This is a genomic window from Enterococcus sp. UD-01, assembly GCF_044909655.1.
Classification (GTDB): domain Bacteria; phylum Bacillota; class Bacilli; order Lactobacillales; family Enterococcaceae; genus Enterococcus_L.
The window spans coordinates 1-16,830 of record NZ_JBIYEU010000014.1 but is presented as its reverse complement, the minus strand read 5'-3'; the positions used below and the strand labels follow the sequence as shown (position 1 = coordinate 16,830).

Here is a 16,830-nt window from a genome sequence, read left to right as displayed (position 1 = left end):
ACTCATGAAAAAGGTTGCTTGTTAGCAAGCAGTTGTGTAGAATCAAATTAACCATCATTGTAAAAAGAGGGATTATATGGAAAACAAAAAAAGACGACTAGAAGAACAATTATGCTTTTCCTTACAAACGGCATCAAAGCAATTTAATCGGATGTATGCAAAGGCCTTGAAACCTTTCAATCTTACTTACCCTCAATATCTTGTTTTACTCGTTTTATGGGAATTTTCAGATCAGCGTATCTCTGACATTGGTCAAAAACTGCAGTTGGACACCGGCACACTGACGCCAATGCTGAAACGAATGGAAAGCAACGGCTATATTCAGCGCAATCGACTGGAAGATGATGAAAGAATCGTGATTATCTCTCTTTCAGAAAAAGCAAAGTTATTGGAAGCGGAGATTTATAATAGTGTGGAAAGCTGTATTAAACAGTTGGATTTTAAGAAACAGGAATATTTTGAGCTGATTACGCAGTTAAATGAGCTAAGTCAAAAAATCAGCGAGATTACGTATTAAATATAAAAAGATGGTAAGCCGAGTTTTCTTTGAACGAGGCTTATTTTTTTTGTTCTTCCATATAGAGTTAAAAAAGACAAACAGATAACTGTACAAACAAAAAAAGGTTGTGTACAATATATTTAGAGTGAAAATAAAAAAAGGAATGGAGGAAACAGGCATGAAGAAAATTTATTCAACAACAATCATTAATACAGGTGGTAGAGAAGGTGAGGTATTTTCCCCTGATAAGTCTTTCAGCTATCAAGTGACATCACCAGGACCGCATAAAGAAAACAAAACTAATCCAGAACAATTATTTGCTGCAGCATATAGCTCATGTTTTAATAGTGCGTTAGAGCTTGTGATGGAACAAGCTGGCATTGATGCAAAAAGTACAGTGAAGGCAACGGTTTCACTATTCAGCGATGAAACTTCTGGTTTTCAAGTTGGAGTAGTCCTTTCTGTAGCAATTGATGGTGTAGAAAAAGCACAAGCAGAAGAGTTAGTTCAAAAAGCCCATGAAGTTTGCCCATACTCTAAAGCGACAAAAGGCAATATTTCAGTCGAATTGGAAGTAGAATAAACGTTAGTGCAAGAAGCGACAAACTCATTTATCAACTAAGTCAAAAAAGAGTGGATGGCTGACATCCGCTCTTTTTTGTTTGTTCTATTTTTGCGCTTTTCGAAATGCATAAGCCTTAAAATAATCTGGTTTATGCCGCTGCGTAAAGCTGTACACTGTCAAAATCAGGGCGCCAATAGTATTGGTCAGCAAATCACCCATGGTATCCATCAAAGCTGCGCGCCCAATATAGGGCTGACCAGCTTCTGTCATGTAGCGCTGTAAATTCATGTTGCCGATGGAGTCACAAATGAACTCCCAGAATTCCCAAAACACACCGCACAAACCAGCGAAAGCAAAGCCCATTATGATAAACAACCAAGGGCTAATTTTGGCAAAATCCGTTTCACGTAGACAATAACCAATAATTGCATAGCCGACAGCAACCAACAGAATCGGACTTACTGCATGTAAAATCTTATCCCAAAACGAAATCACGATAATTAACCGCAGACCTGTTCCTAAAAATACCGCGATCCAAATAAAAAACCAGTAATAAAGCCGCACCATTTTTGGAAACACCAGCCCAGTAAAGCGGGTAAAAATGAATGGCACAAAAATAATGGCAATTCCTGCAATCATTTCAGCACTTAATAGTACATATTGACTTGTCGGCTGCACGATAAACGATTTGATTATATTGACGATTAAGGTAGCAAAACCAAAAATTACTAAAGCATAAAAGACCAATTTTTCCTGCCGATCTTCAAAGTCTAATTTCATAAAGCACCTCCAGACGATGATTTTTTCTGTTGTTGAATTTTTTCCAAGAAGCTTTCCTCATTGTTGGTGATCGTACCGTTCAGCTTGACTAAACCAACCGTATATAAGTTTAAATAATGAAACTGATTTTCGGCAGTTTCGGATAAAGCGGCTAATTTTTTCTGATTATCGCCGCCTTGCTGGCGTGTATCGGTATATAAACCAATAATTGGAATGCCTTTTGCATAAGCAATCCCAATTTCAGAAGCGACACCCGGATCAATCGTTAATCCGTCTAATACGGCAACCAACAGGTCACTTTCCAACACTTTTTCTGTATCCGCCAAAGCAATCATTTTACTGTCTGCATAGGCTGCTTTGTCGTTGATGGACGCATTTTCCTGTGGCAGATAGACAACAAAGGAGTCGTCCAGCGCACGGATTTTTTTCACCAAGTAGTCATTATAAAGTAAATCTGCTTTCGCAAACATTGGTCCTGCAAAATATAGTTTCATTGTCATTTTCCTCCAGTGACTTTGTTCATTATAAAGGGGCATTCAATCAAAAGTAATCGCTAAAATAAGCTTCCTGATCCGGCAAAATTCTTTCCAACGATTTCAACGTTTCTTTATCCGTTTCAAGTCGCTCAATTCGATTAAGGTAAGTCGGTCTGCGATAGTTCATCAACAGACAGGTTAAGGTCTGAATATCCAGTTTTACTGGCTGGCCCAGTGGCTCATTCGAAATAGAAACCTGATCCTCTTCATCCCAAATTAAACTGAAAACACCATTGTTCCATTCAGCGATCGGATCCGTCACTATAAAGTGAAACGGTTTGGCGGTGCTGCTATAAGGATAAGCCAACAAGATTTCCTTCACGTCTACGATTCTAGCCATAAAATAAGGCTCAATCGTTTCTTTAATCTGGCTGTCATCCAGTAAAAACGCCAGCGGTTCATTTTTGTAGATATCACCTTGAACCCAATAAATCATTGAAAAGTGAGCAGAAATAAAGTTCCATAGTCCGTTGCGGGCTTCCTGATTGAGATAAAACATTTCTTTCACGTGAAAAACCTCTTCAGCAACCCAGTAAAATAACACTCCTAAAGGTTCCTGATTAGCGCCATAGTAAACCGCAGCCGTGCGCTCTTCCTCATTTTCAAAGCGCCAATATTCTTCCCAGTTAAAGGCACTGCGAATGAGTGCACCATGATTTTGACGGGCGAATTTCGCGTAAACGGTGAATACGTCTGCATGATCCACACTTACACGTTCCACCATACCCGGCACGTCAACCTGCTTCGGCAGCTGCGTATCACGAATCCGGAAGGTAAGCTTGTCCGACATGATTTCCCAGCCTTTACGGCGATAATAAGGAATGCTGTAGGGATAAAGATAAGAAATCCACTGCTTGTCCTTGCGCATATTCTTCAGTGCTAAATGAATTAAATCCTGCATTAACCCATGATTGGCGTATTCTGGATAAGTACCAACACCGGTTACGCCACCCATTTTAAATAACATTCCGTGAATGTTCACTTCACAAGGATAAATGGCAATTTGTGAAATCAGCTTATCTTCATGAAACCAGCCAAATACTTTGGATTGTTCTAAAATCGGCTGCTTTGATTTAATCAATTCCTTTTTGCTTTCATAGCCACTTTCTTCTAAATCAGCTTCTGTAAACTGAAAGACATAACTTAGCAGTTCATTGAACTGATCGACATATTTTTCATCAACAACCTTTAATTCTAAATTTTCTCTGAACTCTTTTTGGTCCATTTTTCCATCTCCAATTACATTAATAACTTAAGTATAACAAAAAATTGCAAATAATTAGAGTAATTGCGTATCAAACCAAAGAAAACCAAATAAGAGAAGGATGAAATACCTGTGACAAGCAAACAGGAAAGTTCTTTAAATCTTCCTTAAATCTTGTTATAATGGGAAGTGCTGATTGAAAATGATCGGAGCAGGGGGCGTTTTTTTTATTTTGTTGGAAAATCCGCTTACCTAGCTTTTTATCGAAGAAATGAGGATAACCAATGAATATAAATGAAATGAAACAGCGACAGGAAAAGATTCGTAATTTTTCCATTATCGCTCATATTGACCACGGAAAATCTACCTTAGCGGATCGAATTCTTGAAAAAACCAATACCGTAAGCAGTCGTGAAATGCAGGATCAACTGCTGGATTCCATGGATTTGGAAAGAGAACGCGGGATTACCATTAAACTAAATGCCATTGAGTTAAGCTATACGGCTAAAGATGGTGAAACCTATATTTTCCATTTAATTGATACACCGGGGCATGTCGATTTTACCTATGAGGTTTCCCGCAGTCTAGCGGCTTGTGAGGGTGCGGTGCTGGTTGTGGATGCAGCGCAAGGGATTGAAGCCCAGACCTTGGCGAATGTTTATCTAGCTTTGGACAACGATTTAGAAATTTTACCGGTAATTAACAAAATTGATTTACCTGCTGCTGATCCTGAACGGGTGCGGACTGAAATTGAAGAGGTTATTGGATTGGATGCCAGCGAAGCTGTTCTGGCAAGCGCGAAAGCTGGGATTGGGATTGAGGATATTTTAGAGCAGGTGGTGGAATATGTGCCTGCTCCTTCAGGGGATTTGAATGCGCCGTTAAAAGCGTTGATTTTCGATTCTGTTTATGACAGCTACCGCGGAGTAGTTCTGAACATTCGTGTGATGGACGGTGTAGTCCGTCCGGGAGATAAGATTCAGCTGATGAGCAACGGCAAAACCTTTGACGTAACTGAAGTCGGTGTCTTTTCACCAAAGGCGCTTCCTAGAGATTATTTGATGGTAGGAGATGTCGGCTATATTACTGCTAGTATTAAAACAGTGCAGGATACACGTGTGGGGGATACGGTGACCTTAGCAGAAAATCCGGCTACTGAAGCTTTGCCTGGCTATCGGAAAATGAATCCTATGGTTTATTGCGGTTTGTATCCAATTGATACCTCACGCTATAATGATTTAAGAGAAGCGTTAGAAAAGCTGCAGCTAAACGATGCAGCCTTACAGTTTGAGCCTGAAACCTCACAAGCTCTTGGCTTTGGTTTTCGTTGTGGCTTCTTAGGTTTACTGCACATGGATGTTATTCAAGAGCGTCTGGAACGAGAGTTTAATTTAGAGCTGATTACAACGGCGCCGTCTGTTATTTATCATGTCAATAAGACGGATGGAACACAAGTAGTCGTTGATAATCCGGCAGAATTTCCGGAACCAGTAACGATTGATTCTGTAGAGGAGCCTTATGTTAAAGCTCAAATTATGGTGCCAAATGAATACGTTGGGGCTGTGATGGAATTATCTCAGCGAAAACGTGGTGATTTTATTACGATGGATTATCTGGATGATTATCGGGTTAACGTAGTATATGAAATTCCACTTTCTGAAATTGTCTATGACTTTTTCGATAAATTAAAATCAGGAACTAAGGGCTATGCCTCATTAGATTATGAAATGACCGGCTATAAGACCAGCCGCTTAGTGAAAATGGATATTTTATTGAATGCGGAAAAAGTCGATGCCTTAAGCTTTATCGTCCATCGTGACTTTGCCTTTGAGCGTGGTAAAGCGATTGTTGAAAAGCTGAAAAAGCTGATTCCAAGACAACAATTTGAAGTGCCGATTCAAGCGGCAATCGGCCAAAAAATCGTGGCACGTTCCGATATTAAAGCCTTGCGGAAAAACGTTTTGGCAAAATGCTACGGCGGAGATGTTTCCCGTAAACGTAAGTTGCTGGAAAAACAAAAAGAAGGTAAAAAACGCATGAAACAAATCGGTTCAGTAGAAGTACCACAGGAAGCCTTCATGGCCGTTTTGAAAATGGATGAAGACGAACCGAAGAAATAGCTTGTTTCAAATTGAAAAGCCTATTAAATCAATCTTTTCGTGTGGCGGAAAAAGTGTGATTTAGTCGTTCAAAAAAGTTTAAACTGTCATACGGTTGTCACGGCAATGTTAAAATTAACGAAAACGGAATAGTTTCTCTGAAGGTTTTTAACCGTCAGCAGTATGATGAAAGCATCTCATAAGGAGGTGCTTTTTTTCATACCTTAAATAAAAATTGAAGCGGAATTACTAAAAAAAGTACGGCTAATGTAAGCAGTTAAATGAAAAAAGCGTTAGCAAAAACATTTTTAGACTTCTCAAATTATGATTGTAAAATATGAAAACGGTATAATAACTTTCTTTGCTTAGTTTTAATTAATTATATTAATTAAAATGTGAAAAAAACTTGTTATTGATAAAAATAGTAATTTGGTTAGAGAAAAAGAAATATTTTTCCGAATAATAATTCAAAATATTCATCGGGCTTAATTTTTTTTAATAAAAATGTCTTTATAATATAGAGCATTTTAGTGAAATATTATGATACTCCAAATTAAATAATAGTTCTGAAGGAGTATACCGTGTATATCACTAGTGCACCTATTACTCTGGAAGGATAGTTTATAAAAAAATATACTTGATGTAATCCCCAATCTAAATGCTAAAAAGTATATTTCTCTGACTAGAGAAATCAGCATTAAATAGAACAAAAAGATATTGAAGGTGCCTTACTTTAAAAAGGGTCAGAAATTATCTTTTTAAGTAAGTCCTCCTACTGATTTAACTTGAGTAGACCTGTTAAACACAAGAGAGGCTTCTGTCTATTGAGTAAAGAACAAAGTGCAAATTTATAGCCGACTTTTTTAAGAGTAAATAACTTGTTCGGGCCGTAAAATTTTCCATTACATTATTATTGACATAAAATAGTTTCAATGATTTACTTTTTATAAGGAGTTGAAAAGTTATGCTTGATTTAATGAAATTCATTTTGGTTATTCTAGCTATTTGGCTGGTTTATCAATTGTTTACAACGATTTTATTTACCCTTTCACAAAAAGCAGTTGCCAAACGTATCAAAAGCGGAAAAATGTCTGATCAGCAGCTGGCAAATTTGTATCAAGCTGTGGCACGAGCAAATCAAGGAAGCACTTTTCAAGCGATTTTCTCTTACGGTATCTTTTACCGAAGCCATGCAAAGCAAAGCGATGCTGTCTATGAATTATATCGTGCAGAAATGGAGAAAAGAAATTTACTATAAGCATGAGCGAAACAGCTGTTTTTGAGAAAATTTCTCGAAGTATACAAAACACCTAGATTTTTTGCACTCGCTGTATAAGATCTAGGTGTTTTGTTGATTGATTCGAATGCATCTGTGTAGGATAAGCCTGGCTGCTAACTGTAGCTATTATATATCCTCCTAAAAAATTATTTAAACAGGAACTACTATTACTTGAAACTTCAGAAGAATATCTCACGTCTGAAGTTTTTAGCGTGAATAAATAAGGTAATAAATGAAGATCAACAGTGCCAAATTACTTGGATTGATTCTATTAGGTATATTAGTGGTTGTGTTCAGACACCTATAAAAAAATCTTTGTTCAGTTAAAAATCGAAGTCGATGGATTTTAAAACAATTTTTTCGAGCTTTCAGATACTTAAATATTTTTGATCTTTTATAAAGATCTAAATAAAAGTTTAATTTTCTTATATCAAAATTGTTTATCAGAAGTAGAAAAAATGTAGCATTCCAGCACTAAATATAATTAAAAAATGGGAGTTAAGCTGCTAGAATGATTCTAATCACGCTAATCTCAAATTTAATTTTTAAGAAAAGTGAAAAAGATGCTTGCCTTGGACGTGGCTCCAAGGTCTATACTTTCCTTGTTGAGCGATCGACAAAGCAGAAAAAGAAGGGAAGTATACGAAAAATGAATAAAAAGGTATGGCTTATCACAGGCGGTTCAAAAGGACTAGGATTAATTCTAACAAAATCATTATTGGAAAATGGTCATCAAGTGGTTACGACAAGTCGAACGAAAGAGTCGTTGATGCAAAAAGTTGGTGCTGAAAGCACAGATTTTTTACCTGTTAGTCTAGATCTAATGGACGAAAAAGCAGTTGCTGAGGTTGTTCATTTAGCACTTGAGAAATTTGGGCGGATCGATGTATTGGTAAACAATGCAGGATACATGGTAGCAGGTGCTGTTGAAGATTTGGCGGATGCTGAAGTGCGCGCTTGTTTTGATGTCAATGTATTTGGTACACTAAATATGTTGCGAGCAGTCATCCCGGTCATGAGAGAACAGCGATCCGGCTATATTATCAATACCTCATCAATAGCAGGATTACGTTCAGGTGCCTTTGAAAGTGCTTATTCAGGAACAAAGTTTGCCATTAATGGAATCACGCAAGCCTTGGCAGAAGAAATGAAGCCGTTTGGTATCCATGTCATCAATGCTGCACCCGGCTTTTTACGAACAGAATTTCTTACAGAAACCTCATATAGTATGTCCAAAACAATTAGTGATCCTTATCGTAGCTATGTTGAGGAACGTTTAGAGTTTGTAGCTGCAATGAATGGAAATCAAGCGGGAGATCCGGAAAAGGTGGCAGAATTATATCAAACAATTGTTGCAATGGACGAACCACCACTAGAGTTAATGGTGGGAAGCGACGGGTATGAGGTTGCGATAGAAAAAGCGAAGGAAAAAATTGAAATGACTGAAAAATATCAAGACTTGTCACGATCAGTTGATTTTTAAGAAAAAGAGGTTATAAAATGATAATTAAAGAGATGTCGGAGCGTGTAGGTCTTTCAGCAGATACTCTTCGTTATTATGAACGAATCGGAGTCATACCAGCAGTCCCCAGAACAGAATATGGGGTTCGGACCTACAGCGAGGTTCATTTAGAGTGGATCGAATCTATCTTAAAATTGAAAGCCTCCGGAATGACCTTGGAAATGATCATCGAATATGTCCGTTTAGCTAATATTGGCGACACCACGATTGAAGCCCGCAAAAATTTGTTGGAAGAAGAGCGTGAACGGATTTCAGAGAAAATTTTTGCTTTAAAACAGCGCCAGTCCATGATCGATTTAAAAATCAAGGATTATTACGAGGATTTGCTCCCAAAAACAACCGCAATGATCAAAAAAATGAACGCTGCATTTAACGAATAAAAAATAGACTAACAGCTGATTTATTGTTTAAATAGTTGTTAGTCTATTTTTATTTATAAGATCGGAATGGAATGAATGAACCAATGTAAGTATCAAATAAGAGCTTTGTATTCTCTAAAATCACTTTCTTTTTTTGATCACTACAAAGTGAAGGTGCTTTTTTATTTGTGTAAAATAGAGAAGGAAGCGGTAAAATAATCCTTTTCATTGTCAAAAAAATAGTGAGTATTTGAATATTTACTAAGCGTTTTTACAAAGATAAACAGTCCATAGCCTTGATGCATTTTCTTTGTTGTCATCCCTTTTTTCATGGCAGCCATTAAATTTACAGGCTCTGTTACAGTGTTTTTTATGGAAAAGGTGAACTGATTTTCCGAGTGACTAATCAAAAGTTCAATCGAAGCTGCTGGGGAATTCATAACGGCTTCAAAGGAATTGTTACATAGTATAGAAATACACCGGGATAAGTCGATTATGTTCATAGCGACATCCGTAATTTCCTTATTGATGCTTACTTTAGTCTGAATGCCATGTTCTTCACATCTCTGTAAAAAATCATACAGTAGGAATTGAATGGTCGGCAGCTGCATTTTTGCAAGCTGCTCTCCGTAAAAGGATTCTATTACTGGCTTAGAATAGTCAATAATATCGTTTAACTGTTGTTTGGCGGCTTGGAGATTTTCTTGAGCCAGTGACTCTGAAAGACTGATTAGAATCGCTTTATAATCGTGCCGAAATTCTTGCGCCAAAGTTAGTTGTTCATTCATACGAAATGCTTTTTGTGCTTGCATACGTAGCTGATTGTTTTCTTGTCGTTGTCGAAGCGTTATATTCAACAGCATATAAAGAAAAATCAGCGAGATGTAAGTAAGCAAAGAGGTATATACATATATATTAAAATTTTCCTTTGAATGCTCAGATAGCATGTGATAGCCAAAAACAATGGAAAAACTACCAAAACCAATGAGTGAATAAAGCTTATATTTTTTTCTTAAATGAAGTAAATGAAATAAGATTTTGAACTTTGAATTGAATTTATGATGTAAAAATAATAATAAACTTAATAGGACTGGCTGCGAATAGGCGACTACATTGAAATATAAATTTGAAGCCGTATCTTTAAAGAAAACAAATAAGTCCAAAAATGTAAAAGATAATTGCAGCATAACTAAGTTCGTAGCAATAATCATAAGCGGTGGAAAATAGTTTTTGGTCAATTTGAATAAGAGTAAAAACTCTGTTGCCCATATAAAAGGACTGCAAAACATTATGATTAAGTAAATTTCCCTAAAGGTCAGTGGGAAATAATTATATAATAATAATATAATCATCAATCTGAAAAAATTAGATAAACACAATAATAGAAAGGCTTTATACTCCTTCAAAATCGTTTTAAACATATAAAAGTGAATAATAAATAAGTCAATAGTAAATAAGTTAATAATAAATAATACAGAGATCCCAACCTCTTTAAAACACTCCAAAAAAAACATAACTCCCCCTAGTAGTTTCAAACTCATCTGCTTATTAACAAGTAGTCGTAATCATTAATAGATATGGACTTTCACCTTTTTCAACACCTTTCTGCCAACAAAAAGCTGTTCGTCATTACAAAAAATAATCTGTCCTTCAGAAGGATTAATCGTTTCTACCGTATGTAAATTAATAATTAAAGATCGTAAATTTGTAATAAAAAAATGGATATTTTCCAATTTGGTTCTCATTTCTGAAATCGTTCCTCTAATAATTACATCATGAGACAATGTTTTTAAATGTAAATAACCCTTCATTGTTTTAATTGTTTCAAAATAAAGAACACTAGAGAGCCGAATTTTAAGATATTTGCCTTCTGTTTGTACAAATAGATACTGGTCATTATGCTCCACATAAATTTTTTCGTGAAGCTCTCGAATCGCCAAAATTGCTTCACCTAGTGTACTTTCAATTGTCGCAATATCAAAAACATCTTTTACTAAATAGCTTGTGGCGTGAATCCGTTGATTAATCACATTAATACCTTGCTGATCATCAGCCGTTAAAAAAATAATGCCGCTATATAAATTATATTTTCGAATTTTTTTAGCATAATCGATCCCGTTATAAAAAGACTTTAAATCTAAATCAATAATAAAAATATCTGTGTCTCGAATGATCAAATGGTCAATTTCCTCATAAAAGCCAATGTAATCCTCAATAGGCAAATCCTCAAAAGACAAGTTAGGCAGACCAATATTTTTGACAGCTCTCGTTAATAAGGAACGATGAGTAAATAAATCTTCAATAATGAATACCCGAATTAATTCCATTATAAAACCCCCAATCTTCCCAATGGTCTAAAAACCATCCCGAAAGTACATATAAATAAAAATAAATAAAGTTATCATTATTATATCATCTAGATATGAATATATAAAAAAACTTCTTAAATAATAAGAAGTTTAAATAAAAACATAAATTAGATTTCGTAAATTATATACAATTAAGAATGTAAAAATAATTAGTGAATTGTCAAACACATGGGTTAATTTTATTATCATTTGACTAAAATGTCAATACTTCTCAAATAAGTATCGTTTTTTATAATAAACTAACGATATTCTAACAATTAAAAAGAGGTTTTTCGGACATAAGCCGTCATTTTAATTGTCAATATTATTTAAAAGAAGGGAGATAACTATTGTGACAAAGAAGGGTGAAAATATTTATAAAAGAAAGGATTCACGTTGGGAGGGCAGGTATATTAAAGGACGAACCTCTGAAAATAAAATTATTTATGGTTCTGTTTATGGAAAAACATACAGTGAAACAAAACAAAAATTAATCGTATTAAAAGCAAAACATATAGAACCCGTGCAAAAAATAAATCCTTATGCCGGTACATTTTCAGAATGGTTAAGTTTTTGGTTTACATCTAAGGTGAAAAATGAAGTAAAACCAACCACCTATTCCAGCTATTATCGTATGATCAAAAAATATATTTTACCATTTCTAGGAGATTATGAATTGAAGAAAATGACAATTAGCGTTATTCAAAATTTTGTCGTTTCTCTGCAAGAACAGGGGCTCTCACCAAGAACAATTTATAATATTTTTTCAATTTTAAAAAAATGTTTAAATGCAGCCAAGGTACAGGGATTCATAGCTGAAAATCCGTGTTATTCGGCAACCTTGCCAAAGAGTATTAAAAAGGAGATTCGTGTGTTAACGGTGCAGCAACAAAGAAAGCTTGAAGTAGCAGCCTTAAAAGAAGAATGGTGCTCACCAATTATTTTATCCCTTTACTCAGGATTGAGAGTCGGAGAGATTAGCGGGTTGAAATGGTCAGACATCGATTTTCAAAATAATTTAATTCAAGTTAGACGGACTGTGTCGCGAATTGTTGCAGAAAATTCTTATGATGCGAAAACGAAGTTAATTGAAGGATCACCGAAATCTAAGCATTCCAATCGTGAAATTCCACTTGCTAAAAATTTGAAGGAATACTTGAAACAATATAGTCAAAGGACTTCATCCATTTATGTTGTTTCTAAAACGTGCAGTATCACCGAGCCAAGAATTATTACGTATCGGTTTAAAAAAACACTAAAAGAAGCTGGCCTGCCAGATACGAATTTTCATGTATTGCGGCATACATTTGCTACGCGTTGCATTGAAAAAGGCGTGGATATTGTGAGTTTGAGTAAAATTTTAGGACATCAGTCAACAAAAATGACGTTAGATACCTATACAGGTTCATTATTAGAAACCAGACGAATGGCAATGACCAAGCTGGATAGAATGTTTAATCATTCATTTTAAAAGAAAAGCCGTCATTCAAATGGTCGAAGGAAAGGAGTTGGAGCTGTTTAATCCTGTGTTTTGGCTATTTATCGTAAATGTATATAATTTACGAAAAAATACAATTGATTTGCTTAACAAGATTTTCGGTATCAACATAAGACAGGGGAGTGGTTGTAGATGTATAAAATTGGAATAGTTTCGACAGAATCTGAAAGTCATTCAACGATATGTACATTATTAAAATCAAATGGTTATGAGGTACGGGCTATTGAAGATAAGAAAGAACGGGTTTCTATTGAAAGCCTCGTTATTTTAGGCGGTGATCAGATGAAATTTCGCCAAGTACAAGAGTGGGTCATTTTTGCTCAAGAACATTTGAAAACACCGATCTGGATTTTTTTTCCTCAATGCAGTGAAAAAGAAAGAGACATTCTTTTACAGTTGGGTGTAAATGGAATCGTCACAAAACCAGAACGAATAAATGAAGTGGCAATGCTTATTCGTAATTATATCATTAAGATTGATTCGAAATTTACATATATTAGTTCTAATGCAAATCAAAGAGGAGAATCACCCCTTGAACTGAAGGATTCAAAATTGAGCATTATTATTGAAAATGGAAAAGAGGTTCAGTTGACTAAACTGGAATACCGGTTAGTAAAAACGCTCTATGAAAATAAAGAAGAAGTATGTACGTATGAAATGTTGGCGCAGACATTATTAGAGGCTGGTGCGCAGGCTGATTTTGTGTTGGGACAGAATCGAGTAGCCAATATTATTTGCAAGATTCGAGCTAAAATCGCCCAGGTTAATCGTGGCGAATTAAATCTAATCAAAACAATTCGTTCTAGAGGCTATATGTTAACGTTGACCGCTTAACATAACACATGGAGAGGAGGTGAGTTATTACGCTGGCACCCTTTGAGATGAAACATAGCCCTTTTATGTGAAAGAACTGTTTGACAGTGAGGTTATATTTGCAGGATCTTAAAAATGTCAACTACAAGCAAATACTAAAAGTAAGAGGGGAGGCAGCTATGAAAAAAATATATTTGTATGGGATTTATGTGTGTTTTCTATTGCTATTTACTCCAGTAGTATCTTACGCAGATCATCCCTCTGGACAAACGCAAGCAGAAGTTACTTTCACTCAAGGACCAAAAAGACAAGAATCCAAAAAGGATGAGCCGAATCCAAATGTTCCTGAAAAGGACGACCCAATTGGAAAAGTATTTCCTAAAGGAGTATTACCCAGTACAGGGGAACAACGAGGTCTTTATTTGATGATAATAGGAATAACGCTTATTTTCATGATTGGTTTCGTTGTTCAAGTAAAAAGGAAAATAGAAAGTAGGAGAAACAAATGAAAAAGAAATTATGTGCAAGTTTATTATTGAGCAGCGTATTGTTAAGTAATATTGCAGCACCTGTGGCTTTAGCTGATGATGCTACAGGAACTACGCAGGCAGATGCGACCTTTACAGCCGGAGATCGTCCAGATCCGGCAAAGCCAGAAGAAGGCCCCGATGAACCTGAAGCGCTTGATCCAGATACTGATGAAAAAGGTGATCCTGCGCCACTGCCAGATGCCAATAATGTTTATGTAACGCATTTGCCAAATATTAGCTTCGGCAGTAATAAAACAGACTTAAAAACAACGGAATACAAAGCCTTAACAGAGGAAAGAACGAAAAATCAAGGCGCAGAGGCCTTTTATATGCCTCATTCTGTGCAGGTCGCAGACTTATCAGGAAATAGCGCGACCAAGTGGAAACTAAGTGTGAAACAGGACAAAGTCTTCAAAACGGCAGATACAACACCACACGAGTTAGCAAATACACGGATTCGTATCTATGGAAATACGTTGACCAACACAACAAATTCTTCAGCAGATTTAGCAAGTAAAATCGTTGGAGTAGCACTGGGTCAATCCGATGCCTTTGGCGCTTATTCTGAAATTCCAGTAGCAGCACAAAATCAAAGTGATTTAGTCGTTCTGGAAAACAAAACAGCAGGATTTACCTTGAACTCTTATACATCAGCCGTTTTTGAAAATAATTATGATGCTGCAAATTATGATGCAACGAAAACAGCTGCTGCAAGTCGTTATGAAGGAATTAAATTGAATGTACCAGCAAGTGATCAAGTACAAGCAAAGGCGTATAAAGCAAGCTTAACTTGGACATTAACTGTTGAGCCATAAAAGTGCAGGAATGGTTTTACAAAAAAGGAGGAGAACAATGAAAAAATCAGTAAAGAGTATTTTAGGTCTAAGTTTGACAACGTTGGCGGTAACTAGCTTTTCAATACCGGTAGCAGCAGCACCGCAAAAGGATTCAGTTAAAACAGATGGACGCGCAAGTTTTTCACCGCAAACCACGGACATTGATGCGATTAAACCAGGTACGGATGAAAAAATTGATGTAGAAGGTGGGAATACTGACCCGATTAAAGTAGCTAATATTCAAATGATTCATGTGCCGGATTTTGACTTTGGTGCTAATGAAACAAGTGTGAATACGCAAGATTATCAAGCGATTTATGAAAGCTACACTAAAAAAGGGGAAACAGAAAAATTCGCAATTCCTCACTTTGTCCAAGTCGGCGATGTTTCCGGTGTTCAAGGAACAAAATGGAACGTGACTGTGGAACAAGATGCATTATTTAAAGAAGCGGGCGGACATTCACTAAAAAACTCGCGTATCAATATTTATAATCAAACGTTGACCAATAATGTCCATGCAACAAACGTAGCAGATGTGGTAACTGGACTCTCAATTCCCAGTAGCTCTTCCGCAAAGATCCCAGTAAAAGGAGAAGAAACAACTGGAGCCATTGCTGTTTTAACCTCAAAAGCTGCAAAAACTGATGCTGCAACGACGAACGGAACTATCAGTACCGTTGTCTTTAAAAAAGATTATAATGCAGCAGATTTTGGTACATCTACTTCACCGGCAACAACGGCGAAAAATGATGATGTAAAACTAAACGTTCCTCAAAATGATGGGGTACAAGCCAAAGCTTATAATGCTAAATTAACTTGGACATTAACGGTAGAACCGTAAAACTTAGTGGTTTGTTGGTAGAAAGTTCCTGCAAGGGGAGCTTTTTGCCACTTAGTTAGAAAGGAATAAGTGATGAGTGTATTAAAACGATCTATTTTTTGGCAAATACTGCTTTTTTTCGTGTTTTGTATAACCTTGACTCCTTTTACCAGCGCTTACGGAGCAGAAATTCCCATTTCGGTCAAAGCTATTTTACCGGAGAACCAAATAGACAAAAATGTTGGCTACTATGATTTAAAAGTGAGCCCGAATGAGAAGCAAGAATTATCATTTCAACTAAATAATCAAGGGGATAAGGATACAACGGTGAACGTGGCAATCAATCCTGCCTATACAGGAGATGGTGGGTCCTTCATCTACACGGACAATGAAAGCAACAAAGATCCGTCTATGAAATATCCACTTTCAAGTATTGCAACTTCTGAACAAACGGTCAGTATTCCGGCAAAAGGTAGCACAATCACCAAAATCAAGTTGGCAATCCCTAGTGAACCGTTTGAAGGCGTCATTCTTGGAGCGATTCGTGTGACCAGTGCTAAAAGCGCTGACGAGCAAACGGAGAATGCGAGGAAAGGCTTTAATATTGTCAATAATTTCGCCTATTCAGTGGCAATTCAGCTACGGGAATCAGACGATATGCCGAAGTCAGATTTAGCGATAAAAAAGGTTTTTGCCACTCAAATCGCGGGTCGAAATACAGTCAAGATCAATTTACAAAATCCAACGCCGACTATTATTAATGAGGTTTCTTATGAAGCAACGATCAGTAAAAAAGGCGATGATGCACCGCTGCACGAAAACAAAGTCAAAGGTTATCGGGTGGCGCCGAACACGAATTACAATGTACCGGTCAGTTGGGAAAACCAACCGTTTACAGCCGGGACATATGTTGCCAAGGTCAAAGCCAAGTCGGAGAAAACCGGTCAAACCTGGGAATTCAAACAGGAATTTGTCATTAGCGCCAAAGAAGCGCGAGAACTGAATGACAAAGCGGTAGATCTGGAAAAAGATTATCTACTGTATATTATTATTGGTGCTGCGGTCATTTTAGTCCTTGTGATTTTACTGATTATTTTATTGGTTGTTTTAGCGAAAAAAAGGAAAAAACGGCGCCGTCAAGA

Annotated in this window: 17 protein-coding genes; 12 read left to right on the top strand and 5 right to left on the bottom strand. The window is 36.5% G+C overall.

Annotated elements, in window-relative coordinates:
• Nucleotides 1-76 precede the first annotated feature (76 nt).
• On the top strand, nucleotides 77-517 hold the full coding sequence (locus ABH902_RS11575; protein ID WP_404590885.1) for a MarR family winged helix-turn-helix transcriptional regulator: 441 nt from the start codon (nucleotides 77-79) through the stop codon (nucleotides 515-517).
• 160 nt (nucleotides 518-677) lie between these two features.
• Nucleotides 678-1,082 carry an organic hydroperoxide resistance protein gene (locus ABH902_RS11570; protein ID WP_404590883.1) on the top strand — a complete coding sequence of 135 codons (405 nt, stop codon included), beginning with the start codon at nucleotides 678-680 and terminating at the stop codon, nucleotides 1,080-1,082.
• Nucleotides 1,083-1,166: 84 nt separating this feature from the next.
• Here ABH902_RS11570 and ABH902_RS11565 read toward each other — a convergent pair whose 3' ends face one another.
• Genes ABH902_RS11565 through eis form a run of 3 tightly spaced genes read right to left on the bottom strand, consistent with a single transcriptional unit; the run spans nucleotide 1,167 to nucleotide 3,605 of the window.
• Entirely contained in the window at nucleotides 1,167-1,844 is a 678-nt protein-coding gene (locus tag ABH902_RS11565; protein ID WP_404590881.1) for a hypothetical protein, read from the bottom strand.
• Nucleotides 1,841-2,338 (bottom strand): nucleoside 2-deoxyribosyltransferase, encoded by a 498-nt coding sequence (locus ABH902_RS11560; RefSeq protein ID WP_404590879.1) that lies wholly within the window; start codon nucleotides 2,336-2,338, stop codon nucleotides 1,841-1,843. Before ABH902_RS11560 ends, ABH902_RS11565 begins: the two co-directional genes overlap by 4 nt.
• Before the next feature lie 46 nt (nucleotides 2,339-2,384).
• Nucleotides 2,385-3,605, bottom strand: coding sequence for an enhanced intracellular survival protein Eis (gene eis / locus ABH902_RS11555; RefSeq protein ID WP_404590877.1), 1,221 nt, complete (start codon nucleotides 3,603-3,605; stop codon nucleotides 2,385-2,387).
• A 263-nt stretch (nucleotides 3,606-3,868) separates the two neighbouring features.
• On the opposite strand from eis, the gene lepA reads away from it, so the two are divergent.
• From lepA to ABH902_RS11535, 4 genes are all read left to right on the top strand, one after another.
• Nucleotides 3,869-5,704 (top strand): translation elongation factor 4, encoded by a 1,836-nt coding sequence (gene lepA, locus ABH902_RS11550; RefSeq protein WP_404590875.1) that lies wholly within the window; start codon nucleotides 3,869-3,871, stop codon nucleotides 5,702-5,704.
• Nucleotides 5,705-6,647: 943 nt separating this feature from the next.
• Nucleotides 6,648-6,941 carry a hypothetical protein gene (locus tag ABH902_RS11545; RefSeq protein ID WP_404590873.1) on the top strand — a complete coding sequence of 98 codons (294 nt, stop codon included), beginning with the start codon at nucleotides 6,648-6,650 and terminating at the stop codon, nucleotides 6,939-6,941.
• Between the two features lie 670 nt (nucleotides 6,942-7,611).
• Complete coding sequence (locus tag ABH902_RS11540; protein ID WP_404590871.1) at nucleotides 7,612-8,445, top strand: SDR family oxidoreductase; 834 nt, start codon at nucleotides 7,612-7,614, stop codon at nucleotides 8,443-8,445.
• A 17-nt stretch (nucleotides 8,446-8,462) separates the two neighbouring features.
• On the top strand, nucleotides 8,463-8,864 hold the full coding sequence (locus tag ABH902_RS11535; RefSeq protein WP_404590869.1) for a MerR family transcriptional regulator: 402 nt from the start codon (nucleotides 8,463-8,465) through the stop codon (nucleotides 8,862-8,864).
• A gap of 161 nt (nucleotides 8,865-9,025) precedes the next feature.
• On the opposite strand, the gene ABH902_RS11530 is transcribed toward ABH902_RS11535, so the two are convergent.
• Nucleotides 9,026-9,631 carry a GHKL domain-containing protein gene (locus tag ABH902_RS11530; RefSeq protein ID WP_404590867.1) on the bottom strand — a complete coding sequence of 202 codons (606 nt, stop codon included), beginning with the start codon at nucleotides 9,629-9,631 and terminating at the stop codon, nucleotides 9,026-9,028.
• Nucleotides 9,632-10,411: 780 nt separating this feature from the next.
• Nucleotides 10,412-11,170 carry a LytR/AlgR family response regulator transcription factor gene (locus ABH902_RS11525; protein WP_404590866.1) on the bottom strand — a complete coding sequence of 253 codons (759 nt, stop codon included), beginning with the start codon at nucleotides 11,168-11,170 and terminating at the stop codon, nucleotides 10,412-10,414.
• Nucleotides 11,171-11,543: 373 nt separating this feature from the next.
• Here ABH902_RS11525 and ABH902_RS11520 point away from each other — a divergent pair, with 373 nt between their 5' ends.
• From ABH902_RS11520 to ABH902_RS11495, 6 genes are all read left to right on the top strand, one after another.
• Nucleotides 11,544-12,662 carry a tyrosine-type recombinase/integrase gene (locus tag ABH902_RS11520; protein ID WP_404590865.1) on the top strand — a complete coding sequence of 373 codons (1,119 nt, stop codon included), beginning with the start codon at nucleotides 11,544-11,546 and terminating at the stop codon, nucleotides 12,660-12,662.
• A gap of 159 nt (nucleotides 12,663-12,821) precedes the next feature.
• Nucleotides 12,822-13,523 (top strand): winged helix-turn-helix domain-containing protein, encoded by a 702-nt coding sequence (locus ABH902_RS11515; RefSeq protein WP_404590864.1) that lies wholly within the window; start codon nucleotides 12,822-12,824, stop codon nucleotides 13,521-13,523.
• Between the two features lie 158 nt (nucleotides 13,524-13,681).
• Entirely contained in the window at nucleotides 13,682-14,011 is a 330-nt protein-coding gene (locus ABH902_RS11510; protein ID WP_404590863.1) for an LPXTG cell wall anchor domain-containing protein, read from the top strand.
• Nucleotides 14,008-14,847, top strand: a complete 840-nt coding sequence (locus ABH902_RS11505; RefSeq protein WP_404590862.1) for a WxL domain-containing protein — start codon at nucleotides 14,008-14,010, stop codon at nucleotides 14,845-14,847. Before ABH902_RS11510 ends, ABH902_RS11505 begins: the two co-directional genes overlap by 4 nt.
• 37 nt (nucleotides 14,848-14,884) lie before the next feature.
• Nucleotides 14,885-15,709 (top strand): WxL domain-containing protein, encoded by an 825-nt coding sequence (locus tag ABH902_RS11500; RefSeq protein WP_404590861.1) that lies wholly within the window; start codon nucleotides 14,885-14,887, stop codon nucleotides 15,707-15,709.
• Between the two features lie 72 nt (nucleotides 15,710-15,781).
• Nucleotides 15,782-16,830, top strand: a 1,049-nt coding sequence (locus ABH902_RS11495) for a DUF916 and DUF3324 domain-containing protein (protein ID WP_404590860.1), incomplete at its 3' end; no start/stop codon positions are given.